This window comes from Acidilobus saccharovorans 345-15, from assembly GCF_000144915.1.
In the GTDB taxonomy this organism is placed as follows: Archaea; Thermoproteota; Thermoprotei_A; order Sulfolobales; family Acidilobaceae; genus Acidilobus; species Acidilobus saccharovorans.
In genome coordinates, this window is record NC_014374.1 from 715,399 (window position 1) to 731,845 (window position 16,447).

Annotated in this window: 17 protein-coding genes; 9 read left to right on the forward strand and 8 right to left on the reverse strand. The window is 64.4% G+C overall.

What is annotated here, in order from left to right:
• The first annotated feature begins 84 nt into the window (after window positions 1–84).
• The 3 genes from ASAC_RS03570 (at window position 85) to ASAC_RS03580 (ending at window position 4,242) form a co-directional block, all read left to right on the forward strand.
• Window positions 85–1,140 carry an encapsulin gene (locus ASAC_RS03570; RefSeq protein ID WP_013266627.1) on the forward strand — a complete coding sequence of 352 codons (1,056 nt, stop codon included), beginning with the start codon at window positions 85–87 and terminating at the stop codon, window positions 1,138–1,140.
• Window positions 1,141–1,206: 66 nt separating this feature from the next.
• The gene (locus ASAC_RS03575) at window positions 1,207–3,516 is read left to right on the forward strand and encodes an Oligosaccharyl transferase STT3 like-protein (protein WP_013266628.1); all 2,310 of its coding nucleotides are present in this window, start codon (window positions 1,207–1,209) and stop codon (window positions 3,514–3,516) included.
• Window positions 3,517–3,549: 33 nt separating this feature from the next.
• Entirely contained in the window at window positions 3,550–4,242 is a 693-nt protein-coding gene (locus ASAC_RS03580) for a hypothetical protein (RefSeq protein WP_013266629.1), read from the forward strand.
• Here the strand turns inward: ASAC_RS03580 and ASAC_RS03585 are convergent.
• From ASAC_RS03585 to ASAC_RS03605, 5 genes are all read right to left on the reverse strand, one after another.
• Complete coding sequence (locus tag ASAC_RS03585; RefSeq protein WP_013266630.1) at window positions 4,229–4,459, reverse strand: hypothetical protein; 231 nt, start codon at window positions 4,457–4,459, stop codon at window positions 4,229–4,231. The genes ASAC_RS03580 and ASAC_RS03585 overlap by 14 nt on opposite strands.
• Before the next feature lie 35 nt (window positions 4,460–4,494).
• Complete coding sequence (locus ASAC_RS03590) at window positions 4,495–5,397, reverse strand: ribokinase (RefSeq protein WP_013266631.1); 903 nt, start codon at window positions 5,395–5,397, stop codon at window positions 4,495–4,497.
• Between the two features lie 375 nt (window positions 5,398–5,772).
• The gene (locus ASAC_RS03595) at window positions 5,773–6,636 is read right to left on the reverse strand and encodes a DMT family transporter (protein ID WP_013266633.1); all 864 of its coding nucleotides are present in this window, start codon (window positions 6,634–6,636) and stop codon (window positions 5,773–5,775) included.
• Window positions 6,633–7,418 (reverse strand): class II glutamine amidotransferase, encoded by a 786-nt coding sequence (locus ASAC_RS03600; protein WP_013266634.1) that lies wholly within the window; start codon window positions 7,416–7,418, stop codon window positions 6,633–6,635. The genes ASAC_RS03595 and ASAC_RS03600 overlap by 4 nt, the downstream gene beginning before the upstream one ends.
• A gap of 45 nt (window positions 7,419–7,463) precedes the next feature.
• Window positions 7,464–8,348: a helix-turn-helix transcriptional regulator gene (locus tag ASAC_RS03605; RefSeq protein ID WP_013266635.1), complete on the reverse strand. Its 885-nt coding sequence runs from the start codon at window positions 8,346–8,348 to the stop codon at window positions 7,464–7,466.
• 265 nt (window positions 8,349–8,613) lie between these two features.
• Here ASAC_RS03605 and ASAC_RS03610 point away from each other — a divergent pair, with 265 nt between their 5' ends.
• Window positions 8,614–8,994, forward strand: coding sequence for a hypothetical protein (locus ASAC_RS03610; protein ID WP_013266637.1), 381 nt, complete (start codon window positions 8,614–8,616; stop codon window positions 8,992–8,994).
• Here the strand turns inward: ASAC_RS03610 and ASAC_RS03615 are convergent.
• Entirely contained in the window at window positions 8,991–9,506 is a 516-nt protein-coding gene (locus ASAC_RS03615; protein WP_013266638.1) for a class I SAM-dependent methyltransferase, read from the reverse strand. The genes ASAC_RS03610 and ASAC_RS03615 overlap by 4 nt on opposite strands.
• Window positions 9,507–10,232 (reverse strand): 5-formyltetrahydrofolate cyclo-ligase, encoded by a 726-nt coding sequence (locus ASAC_RS03620; RefSeq protein ID WP_013266639.1) that lies wholly within the window; start codon window positions 10,230–10,232, stop codon window positions 9,507–9,509.
• Window positions 10,233–10,318: 86 nt separating this feature from the next.
• On the opposite strand from ASAC_RS03620, the gene ASAC_RS03625 reads away from it, so the two are divergent.
• Complete coding sequence (locus tag ASAC_RS03625) at window positions 10,319–10,768, forward strand: pyrimidine dimer DNA glycosylase/endonuclease V (RefSeq protein ID WP_013266640.1); 450 nt, start codon at window positions 10,319–10,321, stop codon at window positions 10,766–10,768.
• Between the two features lie 56 nt (window positions 10,769–10,824).
• Here ASAC_RS03625 and glcS read toward each other — a convergent pair whose 3' ends face one another.
• Window positions 10,825–12,426 carry a glucose ABC transporter substrate-binding protein GlcS gene (gene glcS / locus ASAC_RS03630; protein WP_048812790.1) on the reverse strand — a complete coding sequence of 534 codons (1,602 nt, stop codon included), beginning with the start codon at window positions 12,424–12,426 and terminating at the stop codon, window positions 10,825–10,827.
• A gap of 132 nt (window positions 12,427–12,558) precedes the next feature.
• Here glcS and ASAC_RS03635 point away from each other — a divergent pair, with 132 nt between their 5' ends.
• The 4 genes from ASAC_RS03635 to ASAC_RS03650 are packed head-to-tail and all read left to right on the forward strand — an operon-like array spanning window position 12,559 to window position 16,383.
• Window positions 12,559–13,230 carry a DedA family protein gene (locus ASAC_RS03635; RefSeq protein WP_083774032.1) on the forward strand — a complete coding sequence of 224 codons (672 nt, stop codon included), beginning with the start codon at window positions 12,559–12,561 and terminating at the stop codon, window positions 13,228–13,230.
• Window positions 13,231–13,285: 55 nt separating this feature from the next.
• Complete coding sequence (locus tag ASAC_RS03640; RefSeq protein WP_013266643.1) at window positions 13,286–14,185, forward strand: ABC transporter ATP-binding protein; 900 nt, start codon at window positions 13,286–13,288, stop codon at window positions 14,183–14,185.
• A complete protein-coding gene (locus ASAC_RS03645) occupies window positions 14,182–15,459 on the forward strand; it encodes an ABC transporter permease subunit (protein ID WP_013266644.1) in 1,278 nt (425 codons plus the stop codon). Before ASAC_RS03640 ends, ASAC_RS03645 begins: the two co-directional genes overlap by 4 nt.
• A gap of 33 nt (window positions 15,460–15,492) precedes the next feature.
• On the forward strand, window positions 15,493–16,383 hold the full coding sequence (locus tag ASAC_RS03650) for a coenzyme F420-0:L-glutamate ligase (RefSeq protein ID WP_013266645.1): 891 nt from the start codon (window positions 15,493–15,495) through the stop codon (window positions 16,381–16,383).
• The last annotated feature ends 64 nt before the right edge of the window (window positions 16,384–16,447 follow it).

A 16,447-nucleotide genomic window follows, 5' to 3' on the forward strand; every position in this document is an offset into this window, starting at 1 on the left:
GTGCAGCTCACGGCTTGGCCCCTTCGCCTCCCACGACTGCATATCAATATTAACCTGCAGCTCCACAAAAGCGCGGTGCAGCGCTTGCTCTCAAGGAATCCAACGGAGCCCTCGCAGAGGGTTGAGGGCTCAGGGGTCGCCCAGGCGGTGAGGCTTGCCATAATAGCTGAGCTCGACGCCATAAACCTCTACCAGCAGCTCGCCGACGCCGTGAGCGACGAATCCGTGAGGAAGGTCCTCCTGGACGTGGCCGGCGAGGAGAAGACCCACTTCGGCGAGTTCCTCGAGCTGCTCAGGAGGCTTGACCCGGAGCAGGTCAAGGAGCTGGAGGCTGGGTCCAAGGAGGTGGCCTCGCTGGTCAGCGGCCAGGTTAAGGTCCAGGGCGACCCGAGGGACCCACAGCCGCTTGGGCCGCTGAGCGGCGAGGAGGCCGAGTCCCTCAGGTCGGCCATAGCCGAGGCCCTGGGCAGGGCCAGGGCCCTGAGGTCTTCACTGCCAGTGACGGTGCTGGGCGACGGCTCCCTCGTGGCCCCATCAGAGGCCATAACCGAGGGGGACGTGATTAAGGCCTCCTCCCAGCCCGTGCAGCTCTCGAGGCTCATAACCTACTTCGATGTGGAGCAGGACCTCATAGACTACTCCCGCAGGCTCTCCGCCCCCCTCAGGCCGGCCTCAGCCGCCAGGGCCGCCTCGCTCCTTGGCCTCGAGGAGGACGCGCTCATAGCCAACTCGCTGGCGTCCTCGGCCTCGGTCAAGGAGGCCGGCAGCTGGTCGTCCCCAGGCTCGTTCACCTCCCTCCTGGCCAAGGCCCTGGAGGACCTGAAGGTCAGGTACCCCTCCTACCTGCTGATAATTTCCCCCTCGACGAGGGCCAGGCTGGCCTCGGTGGTTGACCCAGCCGGGGTTGACGAGCTGAGCAGGGCCTCGAGGCTGGTCGACAGGGTCGTCGTCTCCCCTGGCGTGGGCGACGGCGTAGCCATCCTGGTTCCGCCCTACCCTGACGTCGCTGACGTAGTGGTGGGCTCGGACCTGAGGCTTGACTACCTTGGCCCCAGCGGGAGCTCCCACAGGTTCGCCATCTGGGAGACCGCAGCCGTGAGGGTCAAGTCGCCCCAGGCCATAGCCGTAATTACGGGCTGATTTTTATTTATAATTATTCACAAAGTATTTTTAAGTTGGCCCCTGTCATTCTCGTGAGAAGACTTGATGAGGGGAAAGGCCTTCAGGGGAGCCCTCGAGTACGTCCTGCTGGCCCTGATCGCGGCCCTCACTGCAGCCCTGAGGCTAGTGCCGTACCTGAGGTACGGGCCGACGCTTAGCGAGGTCGACCCATATGAGTACCTCTGGCTTGCTAACTACTTCTACTCCCACGGCCTCGGCGGCCTCCATGGCCTCGCCCACTCGGCCCTCTGGTGGTACCCGTGGGGCAGGGACTTCCTGAGCAGCGAGTACCTCGGGCTCCCGTGGCTCTCGGCCCTGGCGTCAAGGCTCACGGGGGCCAGCGTCGAGGTCGCCCTCTCGCTGTCCCCGGTGGCCTTTGCGGTGCTCGGCGTGATAGGCGTTTACCTTGCTGTGAAGGAGGCCAGGGGCAGCTCCGTGGCTGCCCTGACGGCCGCGGCGGGCTTCGCCTTCCTGCCGATAACTGTGCTGGACCACGGCTTTGCCACCGACCCAGCCAAGGTCTTTGACGGCATAGCCCTGCTCCCCTACCCGCTCTACTTCATGGCCAGGTCGTACAGGGCGCCGAAAGCGACCACGTCAATAGCGATGGCGGCCGCCGCCGGGGCCTCAGGGGGGCTCATAGCGTGGCTCTGGGGAGGCTACCAGTACATGGCCCTCGTCGTGGCCCTGTTAGCGGTAACTGAGCCGTTCCTGAACGAGCCCTCCCTGCCGGGCCTCCTGAGGCTTCTAGCCGCCTGGGCGGCCTTTGCAGCCGTGGCCCTGACCTCGCCGGCCGTGAGCCCCCACGTCTTCACCAGGGGGGTCGGGCTGGCGGCCGAGGCGTCCCTGCTCGCCTACGCCTTTGAGTACCTCGCGCTTACCAGGCTAAGGGGCCTCAGCAGGCTCAGGGTGCACGCGTGGACCCTCGCGGTGTTGGCCGGCCTCGCGGCGGTCGCTGTGGCCTCAGGCATGGTGAGCCTCCCCTCCAGGGTCCTCATGGGCCTCGGCGTGACCCCGCCGCCCGGGGCTGTGGTGCCCCTGACGGTGCAGGAGTACATGGGCGTCCCGCCGCAGCAGGTGATATCATCGTATGCGCCCTTCTTCGTCCTGTCGCTGATAGGCGTGGCTACCATGATCGCGGGCAGGGCCACCGGAAGGCTGGCGCCATCCCCCACTGACGCCATGGTCGTGGTGTCGCTGGAGCTCATGGTTATCTTCACCTACGCCTCCGTCAACCAGGCCTACTACCTGCCGTCGGCGGCCCTCTACGCGATAATAGCGGGAGGGGTGTCAGTGGCCCTGGTCGGGTCGCTTAGGCCCGCTTACGGCGCCTCGCGGCGCCGCAGGCCCCGGCAGGCTGCTGGCAGGGGCGCGGCGATAGGGGCCGCCCTGCTGGCGGCAATAGTGCTGGCGTCCATGGCCTACTACGCCTCCGTCGACTACAGCGCGCTCCAGCTCGAGGCGCCCTCAATAGAGACCGGCTGGCTTGGGGCCCTGAGGTCCCCCGACGGGAAGGTTATAGTTCCAGTCAACAACGCCTGGCCCCTCGCGCTCAGCTACGTCAAGGAAAGGACGCCCCCGGGCTCGGTGGTGGTGACCTGGTGGGACTACGGCTACTGGGTGGGCGTCCTGGCCAACAGGGCGTCCGTGGTCGACGGCTCAACTATAAACGGCACCCAGATAGAGCTCGTCGCCGACGCCCTCACGGCCCCCGTAGAGCAGTCCGGGGCCTACCTGAGGATGCTGAGGCTCCCGGCGAACGAGACGTACGTCATGGTATACGACGTCTTCCTCGGCATATACGACAACTCCACGGGCTCCGTCACCATAATGCCGTTCCCCAACGTGGTCAGCGTGGGCCCAGGGGTCTACGCGGTGACCTACGGCCTGGGCGACATGGCCAAGTCATACCAGATGCTCAGGATAGCCGGCAGGGTCAACCCTTACTCGGGCCAGGCGCTGTTCACAGGCTACTCCTCCGTCAGCTACCAGTCCAACGTCGAGGTGCTCCAGTTCCCCGGCCTTGCGGGCGGCCCGGCCAAGAACGTGAGTAACACGCTCAACACCACCATATACGACCTCATTATGTACGGCCTCTCGCAGCTGGGCAACTACGGCGTCCTGGGCCAGGGGGCCTCGTGGCTCAGGAGCGCCTCCTCGTTCACCCCGGCGGCCGTGGCCTACGTGACCCCCACGGGAGGCATTGTCCCGGCCCCCGTGAGCGCCCCGAGCCCTGAGCCCTACTACGTGCCCGTGGCGTTCTTCGTCTCAGTGCCGTACTCCTGGCAGGGGGCAGGGGTCACGTACTTCTACGCGGTCATAGTGTTCCTCTACAGGTGGGGAGGACTGCCTTAAAGCTGGGGCCGCGAGAGGGCTCAGGGGAACGCCTTGGACTCCCCCTCGAGGCTCGCCAGGGAGCTGGCCAAAGAGCTGGAGTCGGAGCCCTCGGCCGAGGAGTTCGCCAAGAGGTGCCTCAACTCCATGAGGTGGGGAGGCAGCGCGGTCCTCATGGTTGTTGACGCCTCCTTCACGTCGGCGGGGCTCAGCTACTTCACCGCCGTGGTCCCCAGGGTGCTCAGGTTCAAGGAGGAGCTCGTGGACTCCGGCAGGATAAGGGGGCTGGAGGACCTCGCCTCGGCTGACGAGGGCCTCCTGCTGAGGTACTGGAGGAACAGGAGGTCGTGGTCTGTCGCCAAGGGGGTGGCCTCCTCCCTGCTGCGCTTCGGGGGCGACGACAGGTCAAGGCTCAGGTCCTGGGCGTCGCAGTCAAGGCTTGAGGGCTGGAGGTCTGACCCGGTGGGCTCAGTGAGGGGCGTGGGGCTCATAACTTACCAGTACCTCAGGATGATGGGTGGCGTGGACACCGCCATGCCGGACAGGATAGTCAAGAAGTACGTTAAGGCCGTGGGGGAGAGGGCTGGCGTCCCCGTGCCGCAGGGCGACGTGGAGTTCGTGAGGCTCCTCGAGTCCCTGAGGCAGCACGGCGTCAGCCCCGTGGCCGTCACCTGGCTCTCGTGGCTTAAGCTCTCAGAGGGCGAGGAGGTGCTGAGGAGGTACGGGGACCTGGTTAACCTGCTCTAGGGAGCACGGCTATGCCGGTCAACGTCCTTGATATCAGCAGGTTGGAGGGTCCGCTGGACGTGACGGGCCCCCTGGGGCCGGCGCGGCCAGCGGCGTGAATGACGTGGACCACCCTGAGGAGGTGGACCAGGAACAGGCCGTGGCCAAGGGCCACGTGCGCGGTTACGCCGAGCCCTCCGGCGGCCGCGAGGAGGACAACTAAGAGCAGCAGCCTCACTTCCCTTCCCCGGCCTGAGACGGCGGGCGGGCCTATTATCTGCTGCAGGGGATCTCAAGGCCGAGGCTGAGCAGCTCGGAGGCCCTGAGGCCCAGGGCCCCCTTCCTGGTGACCTTATATGATGCCGCCCTAACCGCAACTGAAGTCGCCTCCACGAGGTCAAGGCCGCAGGCCAGCGAGTGGGCCAGGGCGGCGTTGAACGCGTCCCCTGCCCCCGTGGGGTCCACTGCCTCAACCCTGGGGGCCTCTATGATAGCCTTGCCCCTGCCCCTCTCGGCCACCAGGGCGCCCCTCTCGCCCAGAGTTATGACCACCGCGGGGACAAGCTCAAGGAGCCTCTCAGCGGCCTCGGCCGGCGAGGAGGCCCCTGTGAGCTGGAGCGCCTCCACCTCGTTTGGTGTTATCACGTCAGCCAGCCTTGCTAGATCCCTCGCCTCAGGGGTCGCCGGAGCTGGGTTGAGCACCCTGACCCCGTTGAAGGCCTCCAGTGCGGCCCTGACGGCGCTCAGCGGGACCTCAAGTGATGCCATCAGCGCCCCTCCCCTCGGCAGCGACCTGAGGACGTCCTCCTCGCTTAGCATGGAGTTAGCGCCTGGGTCCACAACTATCATGTTCTGGCCGCCGCCCACAATTATGTACGCCCTGCCGGTCCTCGCCGGCTTCACGGAGACCCCTGAGGCGTCAACCCCCTCCGAAGAGAGGAACCTCAGGGCCTCTCTGCCCTCCTCGTCGTTGCCAACGGCCGCTATGAGCCTTGCAGAGGCGCCGAGCCTGGCCGCCGAGACTGCCTGGTTTGAGCCCTTGCCTCCGTGGCCAACGTAGAGCTCCCTGGCCTTGAGGGTCTCGCCCGGCATGGGCAGCCTGTCGACCACAATGTAGTAATCTACGTTGTAGCTTCCCACCGAGGTTAGCTGGGGCCTCACGGCGGCTGCCGGCAAGGGCAGTCCTGGCCTGGGCTTTAGCCTTCACGGTCGCCGCGGCCCAGCTGAGCCATGCTGAGGGCCCTGCACATGGGATATAACCTGGATGTCTAGGTGCCAGAGTGGGCGGCTTCAGCTACCCGCTGCCGAGCGGCTGGAGGACCCTGCCCTGCGACCTCAAGGGAAACGCCTTTGTGCACGTAGATCCCGAAGAGGCCAGCGGCGGTTATGCTAACTGACGGCGGGAGCCGAAAGTCTTCGGCCAGCGGGGCTCCTTCCCTGCGACCAGTGAAGAGCCGTGGCGCGGGCCCACAGCGATGAACGCGTGTGGAGCGCGGATCGCCTTCAGGGGCTGAGGGACACTCGCAAGGGCCTCGGTGAAGGGCCTCCTGGCTAGGCCATGAAGGCGACTGCAACGGCGACAACCACGGCCGCCGCCCCTGCCACCTCGGTTGGCCTGGGCCTCTCAGCCCCCGAGAGCCACGCCATGAGTTGAGCGAAGAGGGGGAGCGAGCTGACAATCACAACGGCCTGGTCGAAGCCCGATGCCCTGACCGAGAGGGCGAACAGCGTGACGCCGAGGCCGAGGTCCAGGGCGGCCACCAGCGGGAGGGAGGAGCGGGCCGTCCTCCTGAGCGCGCTCATCAGGCCGGCGTCGCCTCCCCTGAGGCGAGCCGCCAGCTTCAGCCCCGCCGCCAGCAGGGCCCCCGAGGCGGCCACCCTCAGGAAGGCTATGACCACGGGCGGCACCCCTCCGGCGTCGGCGAGGCCTATCATCACCTGCCCGAGGGCCCAGGCCCCCGAGGCCCCCAGGGCCATTGCCACGCCCCTCGGCGACGCCCTGCCGCCCGGGCCAACGCTGATAAGCGCGACGCCAGCCACTATGAGGGCCCCAGCCGCCGCCAGGCCCGGCGTGAGCCTCTCGCCCAGGAGCACGGTTGATATCACCTCGGCCAGTATGACGTAGGTGTAGGAGAGCGGGGCCGCCACGGAGAGGCCCGCCGAGCCTATGGAGGCGAGGTACATGGTGTCCCCGACGCTGAGCGAGAGGACCCCGCTCAGGACGGCAAAGGCCTCCCCCTCCTTAAACGTCATGAGGGCCAGGGCGAAGGGGAGGGTGGCCAGCGAGGCGTAGAGCATCCTCATCACGTTGGTCCTGAGGGCGCCGAGCCTGGCTATGAAGGGCTTGTATGCCAGGCTGGCGTAGGCCCATATCATCGCTGTGGCCAGGGCCGCGGCGTCCCCGAGGGGTCTCAAGGCGTTGGCCCCCGCCAGCGGCTGAAGCCCGTGAGGCCCCCTGAGCTGTTGACGGAGAGCTCGCCCACCATGACCAGCCTGCCTGGGCCAAGGCCGCTGTGCCTCAGCCCGAGCGCCTCGCAGTACTTGGCGACGGTAGATGAAACAACGGCAGTTGTCGAGCCCGCGCTGATGACCCTGAGCTCGTAGTACTCGCCCTCGCCTGGGTCCCTCCAGTAGCTGTAGGCGTAGAGCCTCGCGGCGCCCGAGGGCCTGTCGACCTCCATTATCAGGAGGTCCAGGGCCGTCTCCGTGTAGTTCCTCAGGAGCTCAAGCGCCCCCTCGCTGAGCCCCTCCCTGGCTATCACCATAAGGGCCAGCTCGCTGTCCACGTAGTTGCCCGAGAGCTCCCCGAGGCCCAGGGCCCTGCCCAGGCCTTCCCTGTCCACTGAGCCGTTGTGGGCAAGGAGGTAGAGCCTCCTGCCGTCAGCGCTGAGGGCCTCATAGGGGTGGGAGTAGGCTATGCCGACCTTCGAGCTGTCCGAGGCCGCCCTGGCGTGCACCATGACAAGCTGTTCCCCGGCGGGCAGCTGAAGGGAGTTCGCATTACTGAGCTCATCAAATATGGGCCTGGCGCTCCTCCTGACTAACAGCCCCTCGCGCGAGTAGGCCGCCATGCCCCACCCGTCGCCGTGGACCTCGTCATGCCTCAGCACGTCCCTCTGGGCGGCCCTGGCCAGGCATGAGACCAGCAGCCTGACCTCGCCCGGCGAGGAGGAGGCCGCCCCCAACATCCTGCACATAGGGCTCCCGGGGAGGACGAGGCGGTGAGGCTCTTATGCCTAGCCTCACCTGCAGCCGGGCCTCCTGCACCTGTAGACCTTGACCCCTCCCTTCATGTACTCGTCTATGTAGCCCATGCTCTCGAGCTTGGAGAGCCTCCTGTACATGGGCGTCTTAGGTATGCCCGTGTCCTTCATCAGGTCCGACGCAGTCGCCTCCCCTCCCCTCCTGGCCAGGGCGTCGAGTATGGCCCTGTCCCTGTCGTCAAGCGCGTTCTCGGGCCCAGCGGCCTCCCCCTCCTTGGACCCCCTGGCCGCCCTGAGGCCGAGGAACGCGGCGACCGCAGCTATCACCACAGCTGCGGCCGCCACCATGTAATACTCAGAGCTCGCGGGGTGCCTGGTGACCGTGGTGGTCGGGGTGCTCGATGTTGTTGTCACGGGCGCCGGCGTGGTAGTAATGGGCGACAGCATGTAGTCCACCGAGACCTGGCCCTCGGGCAGGAGGAGCTCCGGTGAGCTGTCGGTGTAGCTCACCTGTATGGGGATCGGGCTCACCTGGACCGGGGCTGAGCCAGGGGGCATGACAAGCCAGCCCTCGCAGGGCATGTAGAGCTGCGCCTGCCACAGGTCGCCGGCCTTTGAGGTGGCCTGGAGCGTCAGGTAGCTCACGTTAACTATCCCGGGCTCGTCAACCGCGACCTCCAGGTCAGTCCCGTTGTAGCTTACCGGCAGGGGCGTCGTGCCGTTCTCCACCGCCTGGTAGGCCACTGGGGAGGTCGCAGGGAGCGCTATGAGCGCGGGGGCCCTGGTGACGTTGTAGGCCGCCCAGAGGCTCAGGTCGCCGGCCACATCTATAGAGGCGCGTGACGAGTAACAGGTGGCCTGCGCCCTTGCAGCGGGGAGCATGGCCAACAGCAGTATGGCCAGGGCGACAGCCATAAGCCTCATGAGGGCGACCTGTGGTATCAGGCTTGGCCTGGCTCTTAAGCTTTAGCAACTTAGCGATGCCAAAAAAGTTGACGTTAACTGCCCGCGGCCTCACTGGCCGCAGCCGCCCCTCCTCTTCTTGGCCTTCTGCTCCTGGGACGTCCTGACCACCGCTATGCCTTTGATTAAGACAAAATATAAGGCGGAGTACTGACGCCTTGCGTGCCGGGCCCCCACAACTTAAATGCATAAATGTCGCTGAGCCTATGCCTGGGTGGGATGCGGCTTGAAGTACTCGACCTACCTGATGGTCGGGGCCCTGCTCGCGGACCTGATCATAGCCATAGTCTTCCTCCTGGTGGCCCTGGCCGTGGGAGGGCCTGCCCTAAGGCATGACTTCTACACCTTCTTTGGCGGCATGATATTCATACTGATAGGCATGGCCGGCTCCCTCGGCCTCACCATGGCCGGCTACAGGAGGTCCATGCTTGCCGTGAGCGTCATATTTAACGTCGTGATCGCCTGGCTGCTGGTGCAGTCAAACCTTGACGTGACCACCGAGGTAGTGAGCCTGCTCGTGGTCCTCATAAACCTGGCCATAACGGCCGTGGCCTACGCCTACATGAACAGCGGCAGGGAGGTGCCCCTGCCCATAATAGGCGCCTAAGGCCTCACGTAGGCCTCGTCCTTCCCGGCCATGCCCGCGCGCCTCCAGCCGCCCGGCCTGTAGTCGCTCACCCTGGGGACCAGGGTGACCAGCGAGGACCTGGAGACCCTGGCTATCTCCGCGACGGCCGCCGCGGGGTACTCGAGGAGGTTCACCACAGAGAAGGAGTAGGCCACGTCGAACGTCGCGTCCCTGAAGGGCAGGGCCTCAGCGTTAGCTATGATGGCCGCGCACCTTTCAGGGCACAGGGCCGATATCCTCCTGGACGCCAGCGAGAGCATGGAGCCGCTGATGTCGACGCACACTAGCTCTTCCACGTCGCTCATGAGGCCCGTGGATGCCATGTACTCCAGCAGGAGCCCCGTGCCGCAGCCCACGTCAATAACTCTGCCCCTGGGCGGCAGGAGCCTGAGGCCGACCTCGTACTTCTCTACCTGCTCCTGGCCGTAGAGCTCGTCGTAGGCCTCTGCGCCGTAGTCATACCTGGCCGCCAGCTCCCTGTCGCCGACCAATTATGACCTCCTCGGCCACCTTCCAGTCCTCTGGAGGTAGGCCTTAAGGTACGGCGTGTCCTGAACCTTCCCGTCGCTCAGGTACTCCATGAGCAGCCCGGGGGGCCTGGGCCGCCTCGGCGACACCCTTATGACCCTGGTGGGAGTCGCTATTATGTCAACAGGCACGTCGTAGGGCATGTGGGGGACGTCGCTGACTACCTGAACGTCGTGCACTGTGGTGGCTATTGGCGTGGAGTCGCTCACCTTCCCCATCTCCCTCAACATGGCGTACTCGAGCTCGCTGTAGCCCTCCCCCTTGCCCACCCTGAAGCCGCCCGGCGACACGGCCACGGAGCCGACCACTATAAGGTCTATGTTAGGCGCCGACTCCACGTCTATCTTCTCGCCTACCCTGGTGAAGCCCGTTATTGAGGACGCGTAGCCCGGGTCCACCCTGGACGGGTCAAGGAGGTAGAACTGGCCCCGCAGCCTCGGCGTCGGCACGAGCACCAGCTTCCCGGCCCTCAGGGCCAGCTCCCTGACAGGCCTCTGCGGGGAGTCCGGGTTGACCTTGATTACCCTGGCCCTCCTGAACTCCTCTGTTGACGCCAGGTTCTCGGCCGCCCTCCTGGAGCCCACGAAGTTGGGTATCCTCCCGTGGACTGGCCTTGGAAACGAGGCCACGTTGGTCCTCTCCATGAGGTCCCATATCATCTGCCTGAGCGACTGCTTCTCGTCAGCCACATCCAAGGCTCCCAGCTCTCGCCCTGAGTTATGGGCCCGGGGCCTTTTAGCTTGGCCCGCGGCCTCAGCCTGGGAGCCTGGGAGCGTTGAGGCTCTGGTCCATAGATCCGTCATACCTTGACGCCAGGGGGCTTGTAGCCCTCTGGAGGGAGGGCCTCCTGGCCCAGAGGGCGTTGATGGGCATGACCAGGGGCTACGTCAACCACCCGCAGCTGCTCAGGTTCAGTGCCACCAGGGACCCTGTGCTCTACATAGGCAGCTACCTCTACTACGTCTACCTTGAGGGGGTCAGGAGGGGCTACAGGTTTGACCTGGGCAGGGTCGTTAAGTACAGCACCTCAGTGAAGAGGGTCCCAGTCACAAGCGGGCAGCTTGCCTATGAGTTCAGGCACCTTCTCGCCAAGCTCACGGCAAGGGACCCAGAGAGGTACAGGGCGCTTGTCAACGTCAGGGAGGTGAGGCCGCACCCGCTGTTTTACGTAATTGAAGGCGATGTGGAGCCCTGGGAGAGGGTGAAGGAAAGGAGGGAAGGTTAAAAAGGAAGTGTTGAGGCAAGGACTTCAGGGAAAAAAGACGTTGGGATGCCGCCACCTCACGGCAGTGAGTACGTCGGGCACACGTAGCTCGTGTTCACGGAGTTCGTCGAGGCTATGACCCAGGGCGGGTAGTAGCCGTCGAAGGGCTTGCCCGAGAGGCCCAGGTAGCCGAGGCCTGCCTTGGCGGCGGCATACCACTCGCTGCACTCCTCGTGCATCATTGAGGCGAACTGGCTGTTGTAGACAGGTATGTAGGGCTTCCCCACCTCCTGCAGGGCCAGGAGCTGAGATATCCAGGTGCCGAAGACGTCAGCGAAGGTGCCCCCGTCGGGCATCCACCACACGAACTGGTCGGGCGGCGTCGATATGGCCTGCTCCCAGTCGACGTACCTTGAAGGCGCGAATGACCACCACTTCGGCGAGGTCGCGTTCTTGTACATGGGCACCGCCTTCCACGTGCCCCACGTCACCTGCCCCTGGTAGGACATGAAGAACTCGGCGAACGTGACGCCCTCCTGGGTGGTCGGGAACCCTGCGGGCACGCCTATGGAGCCTATGGCTATCGCGTAGACCTCCTGTGTGCCCGGGAACGGCTCGGCGACCACGGTCACGTTGGGCCAGCTTATGTAGGGCTCGGTGGCAGGGTATATGGTGGTGTTGTCATAGTCGTACGCGTAGGGCGGCACCCAGTTCCCGTTGGCCTGGAACACGGCCTTCCCATCAATGAGGTCGCTGAGGCCCTGGGTCCAGGTGAGGTCCTGCCAGCCGGGGTAGTCGTAGGAGGTGAAGTTGAGGAAGAGGTAGTCAGTCTCGTTTATTATGCTCTGTATGGTGGAGTTGCCAAGGTCAACAACGCCGTACATGGTCTCAAGGTATACCCTGGCGCCTCCGACGGGTCCAAAGTTCTGGACCAGCAGGGACAGATATATGTTGTTCCAGAGCTCCAGCTGGTCCCAGCCGCCGTCCGCGCCTGGCACCATCCACGGGGTGACGCCGTGCTCGGCCAGCTGAACGGTGTCGTAGATGAGCGTGCTCATGTTTGTTGGCAGCGGCAGGTTGTACTGCCTTAGCGCCTTCATGTTGATGAACAGCAGCGCCCCTCTCTCGAGGTCTATGGGCGCCGAGGGCATTGTGCCGTTGTAGGCGCTGGCCTCAACTACCGCAGGCACCACATTGTCCCAGAGGCCCTTCATGCTCATCATTATCGGCGTGAAGTTGACGAAGCTCCTCGCCCCGCTGGGGGCGGCGAGCACGTAGGAGGCTATCAGGGGGCCCGTGTCGGCCTGGAAGGCCGCGGGGGGCTTGCCGGCCGCCATCATGCCAAGCACCACGAACTTCGCGTTGGTGCCGCCAGCGCCTGGTATGACCTCAGGGCTTATCACGTACTGGGGGTAGGCGGCCTCAAAGGCGTTGATGACGTGGTCTAACGCTATCCTGCCCTCAGTGGCCCACCACGTGTAGAACGTTATGGTAGTGACCGTTGTAGTTGTAGTTGTCGTTATCGGCGTCGTCACGCTGGTTGTGGTAGTGGTCGGCGTTGTCGTGGTCACGTGGTGCCTCGTCGAGACGTACGCGAGGTAGCCGCCAACGGCGGCGACCACCACGATGACTATAACTATGGCCGCTATGGCCGCTGAGCTCAAGGACCTCGAGCTCATTTCATTCACACCTTTTAGCCACAGCCCTGAGAGTTAAAAGCCTGACATGTATACACGTAGGTATTGCCGTTTTTTATCAAGCGTTGCCGAGGCGCAGGCCTACAATTAAAATGCCCTGCGTAGGTACCACGTATGGGAGAACAATTGAACGCCGTCCGCTGGCTCGCCGTCGCAGTAATAGCAGTTGGCGCCGGGCTGGCAGCGTTCAAGGCCGTGAGGCCTGACTCGGCGCTGATATCGTATATTGCAGGGCTGACGGAGCTCGCCATAGGCAGGCTGGGCTACGCGGGGGTCGCGGGGCTCATGGCCCTTGAAAGCGCTGCCATACCAGTGCCAAGCGAGGTCGTCGTCCCCCTGGCGGCCCTTCACTTCAGGTCGCCGCAGGGGCTCATCAGCGTGGTCCTGGCGTCAACTGCCGGCAACCTGCTGGGGTCAGCAGCGCTTTACTTTATAGCAAGGGAGGGCGGGAGAGGGCTCCTCTACAGGTACTCATCGACCCTTGGCATAGGCAGGGAGGAGCTGAGGAGGGCCGAGGAGTTCTTCGCCAGCAGGGGAGGCCTGGCCGTTATAGTTGGCAGGGTGCTGCCCGCCGTGAGGACGTACATATCAGCCCCTCCTGGGCTCTTCAGGATGGCCGTTGCAAGGTTTCTGGCGTACACCCTGGCGGGCTCGGTGGCCTGGAACTCCCTCCTGGCCTGGCTGGGCTACAGCTTCGGTTACGCCATAATATCCTCGCCGTGGCTTGACTACGCCGGGGCCGCGGGGCTAGTGATCCTTGGCCTCGTGATGCTTTTCAGGGCGTAGGTCCCGGGCCAGCGTTTATTAGCGTCTCAAGCGGAGCAGGGAGTGGCGTCTGAATTTGATAGAACTCAAGGACTTGACAAAGTATTATGGAAGGGCCCGAGGGATTGAGCACGTTACGTTCTCCGTCAACAACGGCGAGGTGGTCGGCCTGGTTGGCCTTAACGGCGCCGGCAAGACAACGACAATAAAGGTCACGGCCGGGGTGCTGAGGCCTACCTCCGGGGACGCGATAATAGACGGCATAAGCATTGTGAGCGACAAGGTCGAGGCGTCAAGGAGGGTCGGGTGGGTGCCGGAGCTGCCCAACTTCGAGGACGACTTCAGGGCCAAGGACTACCTGGTCTACCTGGCGGGCTACTATAACATAACTGGGAGGCAGGCAGATGAGCTAGCCGAGAGGCTCCTGGCCGAGGTGGGCCTCTCGGGCGCGGAGGGCAGGAGGCTCAGGGAGTACTCCCAGGGAATGAGGAAGAGGTTCGCCCTGGCGGCCTCCATGATATCTGACCCTGACAACTACCTCTTTGACGAGGTGCTCAACGGCCTTGACCCCCAGGGCATAGCGTTCTTCAGGAAGTTCGCCCTCGACTCAAGGCAGGGGGGCAAGGCAATACTGTTCTCCTCGCACATACTGAGCGAGGTGCAGAACGTGGCCAACAGGGTGGTCTTCATACACAGGGGCAGGGCGATAGCAGTGAAGGCCATGGATGAGATAATGGCTGAGGCCAGGGCAGCCGTGAAGGTAGTCGTCGCTAACCCTGACGACAAGGTCCTTGACGTGCTCTCGCAGCTCGGCAAGGCCAGGGCGATGGGCAGGGACTCCTTCGAGGTCTCAGGGGCGAGCCCTGACCAGGTGACGTCGCAGCTGGTGGCCAGGGGCTACAAGGTCATGCAGGTGACCCAGGTCGGCGGCCTGGAGGAGTACTTCTTCTCCCTCATAGGGGGTGAGGGGAGTTGAAGGGGGCGGCGCTCTACGACCTGAGGAGGTCGCTCCTCAACAAGGCCCTGATCATAATAGTGATAGCGGTGGTTGCCCTGGGCGCCGGCATAGCTTACCTGGAGCTCAGCCTGTCGAGGTCAATAGCGCCCTACTACATTGTGATCGAGCCCTTCCACAACGGCAGCTCGCTGGGCCTCCTGCTCAGCCCCTCCGGGAGCCCCCTGGGCAACGCAAGGATCTACGTGATATACCCCAACTCGTCGCCGGGCGTCTTGGTCACCAACTCCAGCGGCTACGTCCTGATTGGGAGCGGAGTGGGAATAGGGCCCGTCTACGTGAACGGAGCCAACAGGTCAGTTATGTTGGGCACCGCGGCGCTGGTTAACGTCAACCTGAGGGCGGGCAGGGCGACGCTGTTCTTCAGCGTCTACCCCGAGCCTGGGGCCAGGGAGTTCAAGGTCTACGTGCGCCAGGCGGAGCTCGGGCTCAGGGGCAGGATAATCAATTACACGGCCGCGCAGTACCTGGGCGAGTACGGGCCCGGCATATGGAGGGCCGAGGTCAAGGTAGGGCCTGAGCCCGCGGTGGTTATCACCGCGGTGCCCGTTAACTCGAGCTCCGCGACAAATGAGACCACAGAGCTCATGCCGCCTGAGCTGGAGCTCAAGTCAGTGGCCTTCCAGCCCATGGCCACAGCTGCCAACATAATGGCCGAGTTCCTGCCACTCGTAGCCCTGTTCCTGACCAATGACCTGTTCGCGAGGCTCAGGTCAACCAGGGCCATAGAGTTCCTCCTGGCCAGGCCCATAACCAAGGGACAGCTGCTGACCTCAAGGTACTCCGCCGGCCTCCTGGCCCTGCTGATCTCAGCGCTGCTGGCCTCAGCGGCCCTGGGGCTCATAGTTTACCTCATGGCTGGGCCCGTGGTGACCCTAAGCGACGCGCTCGTGGTCTTCGCTGCCTCCTTTGCAAGCGCGGCGGCGTTTTACTCGCTCCTCTACCTCGTCTCCGCGGCCACCAGGGGGCACTTCATAGCCATAGCCGTCATCCTTTATATAGTCCTCTACCTGTTCAATTTCAGCTTTATAGCGGCCGCCATAGCGCAGCGGCCCTGGCTCGTCTACGCTGGGCCCCTGGGGGCCGCGGGCTCCATCATAAGCGGCTACCTGGGGGTCTCCTCGCTGCTTCAGTCAGGCGTCAGCTACTCCGAGGCCGCCGCCTCCCTGGCGGCGTGGGCTGTGGTCCCCATAGCGGCCGCCATAGCGCTGTACTCAAGGTCTGGCGAGCCATAATTACCTCCTGGCCACTGGGACTGGGGGAGTCCCTTGAGGGAGGCGTCCCTCATAGGCGTCGAGCTGCCCGAGGTCAGGAAGGGCGACGACCTGGCCTCACTCATATGCTCCTCCGTAAGCCTCCGGGACCGCGACGTGGTAGCGGTGGCCAGCAAGGTCGTGTCCAAGGCCAAGGGCTACCTGCTTGACGTCAGTAAGGTGAGGCCGAGCGAGAGGGCCATTAGGATAGCGTCGGCCCTGGGCATGGACCCCAGGTGGGTTGAGCTTGTGCTAAGCCAGAGCGACGACGTTCTTGGCGTCATACCTGTAAAGGAGCTCTACGACTCTGGCGTGCTGAGGCTCGAGGACGTGGCGTATGACGCGGAGGCCGCCAGGAGGGCCCTTGAGAGGTTCCCCTACCTCTTCATAGTGAGGCGCTCAGGCATGATATGGACTGACGCGGGCATAGACGCCTCCAACGTGCCCGGGGGCCTCTACGCAGTGCCTCCCCCAGACCCGGACGCCGAGGCCAGGGAGCTCTCTAACAGCATAGCCTCGAGGTGCGGCGCCAGGGTGGCCGTCGTCCTCTGCGACACGGAGGTCAGCGTGGCCGGCGCCTCGACTGACAGGGCCATAGGCTCCTACGGCATAAGGCCCGTCGACAGGGGCTTTGGGAAGCCCGACAGGAACGGGGTGCCCAAGTACGGCGGCGTCGACCATATTGCTAACGAGGTCTGCGCCTCCGCCGCCCTGCTGGCGAGGCAGACGAGCGAGTCAATACCTGTGGTTGTAGTGAGGGGCATAAGCTACGAGTGGTACGAGGGCGGCCTGAGGGACTTCTCCATGAGGCAGCCCACCGAGGCGCTGAGGGCCGTGATAAGGGCGAGCCTGAGGGCCCTGGGACCTGACGCGTTAGCCAAGCTTGTTGGCGACCTCGCTCCCTAAGGCCAGGCCCTCAGTCGCCCGACAGCGCCGTTTTCTCTTAACATAGAAAGCTTTTATCTCTCCC

Coding starts and splice junctions, on each gene's coding strand:
- ASAC_RS03575 (WP_013266628.1), top strand. CDS start 1,207: ATGAGGGGAAAGGCCTTCAGGGGAGCCCTCGAGTACGTCCTGCTGGCC.
- ASAC_RS03600 (WP_013266634.1), bottom strand. CDS start 7,418: ATGTGCAGGATGTTGGGGGCGGCCTCCTCCTCGCCGGGCGAGGTCAGG.
- ASAC_RS03605 (WP_013266635.1), bottom strand. CDS start 8,348: ATGAGGCTTATGGCTGTCGCCCTGGCCATACTGCTGTTGGCCATGCTC.
- glcS (WP_048812790.1), bottom strand. CDS start 12,426: ATGAGCTCGAGGTCCTTGAGCTCAGCGGCCATAGCGGCCATAGTTATA.
- ASAC_RS03635 (WP_083774032.1), top strand. CDS start 12,559: ATGGGAGAACAATTGAACGCCGTCCGCTGGCTCGCCGTCGCAGTAATA.